We start from the raw sequence: 1,279 nt of genomic DNA on the forward strand, positions 1-1,279 counted from the left end.
GGAACTCACGGGGGTAGGGCTTGGGCACGGTGACATCCTTCCAGGCGAGGCTGAAGCCTCACAGGTGAGGTGTCAACCAGACCCTGGGCAGACCCGGATGCGTCAAGGGCGTTGCCGAGGTCGGAGTGTGGTTCGTGCCCGGCGGTGCCGAGGTCAGAGGCGCCGAACTCGCCGTCGACGCCGGTGGTCACCTGCTCGAGGGCGCGGCTACCGCAGAAGGTCGTGCCTTCGCCGCTGAAAGTGAAGCCGTAGTTGCAAAGCGTGGACGAGCTGAGGGCCTGTCTCCGGACGCTGCTGCGACGGGCGATCATACCGTTTTTGAACGGAATGCCGACGGCGTGGTTACGCGCTATCAAACTTGGATCAAGAACGATAGGGCCAATGACGGGTGGCAGAAGGGGCCGAGGTTCCGAGGGACGGGAGGCATCCATGCGAACATGAAGCCACCATTGTACTATCCTAAGGGCAACGGGAAGGCCTTCCCGGGAGCCCAAGTTCCTGAAAATATTCCACCGGGGTACCTTTGATGAATGATGAGAAGTCGATACGTGATAGTGCTGCAGTAGGTCAGATTCTGCAGTACTCGTATCCAGAAGTGAATTCTCTCGATCCGGTGTCGTACGTTAGCGAGGTGGGCGATTCCGTACAGGCATTGATATACTCCCGGCTCTTTTGGCCTGAACTATTGGAAATCGAGGGAGCTGTATTTGTGGCCCTCTGGGGAGGTGACTACGATTACATTAATGATCGTATTCGAATCCCTGCGCCGAGCAGTGAATGGGCGCCCTTGTCGTGGACAACGGCTGTCGATAGTTTCAATATTTTTGAAGTTGCCCACATTTTTAGGCAAAATAGAGGTACCGCGGAAATAGTTGACAGAGCTAACCGTGAGCTAGGAATGATCTTGGTTCAGTCGTGGAGTGCCAGGCTAAGCGTCGGCTACCCACACCGCAGGTTTAGTGTGCGGTTCGTAGAAGCCGACGAGGAATTGGATTCTCGCGTCGAAGTGTCCCAGGAGCACCCGTCGCTTGTGACGCCGCGTGGATGGAGCGACGAGCGGCGCGCCATCCTTCCATCCGGTGACGACGGCAATAGCTGATGACAGCGTCAGCGACAGGCGCTACACCTACGACGCCGACGGCAACCTCCTGTTCACCAAGGATCCGACCGGCACCACCCTGACGCTCAACGACCTGGAGCTGTTCCGCGCGACCGGAACCTCGAGCACGGTCGGTACCCGGTTCTACACGTTCAACGGCGCACCCGTCGCCGAGCGCAA

General features: G+C 58.3%; 1 protein-coding gene. It reads left to right on the forward strand.

The genetic code is table 11. The features are described 5' to 3' along the window. Window positions 1-1,079: 1,079 nt before the first annotated feature. Window positions 1,080-1,279 (forward strand): hypothetical protein (locus AB0K15_RS48015; RefSeq protein ID WP_364067930.1); only part of this gene is annotated, 200 nt, incomplete at its 3' end.

Origin of the sequence: Amycolatopsis sp. NPDC049253 (assembly GCF_040678995.1) — a bacterium.
GTDB lineage: Bacteria > Actinomycetota > Actinomycetes > Mycobacteriales > Pseudonocardiaceae > Amycolatopsis.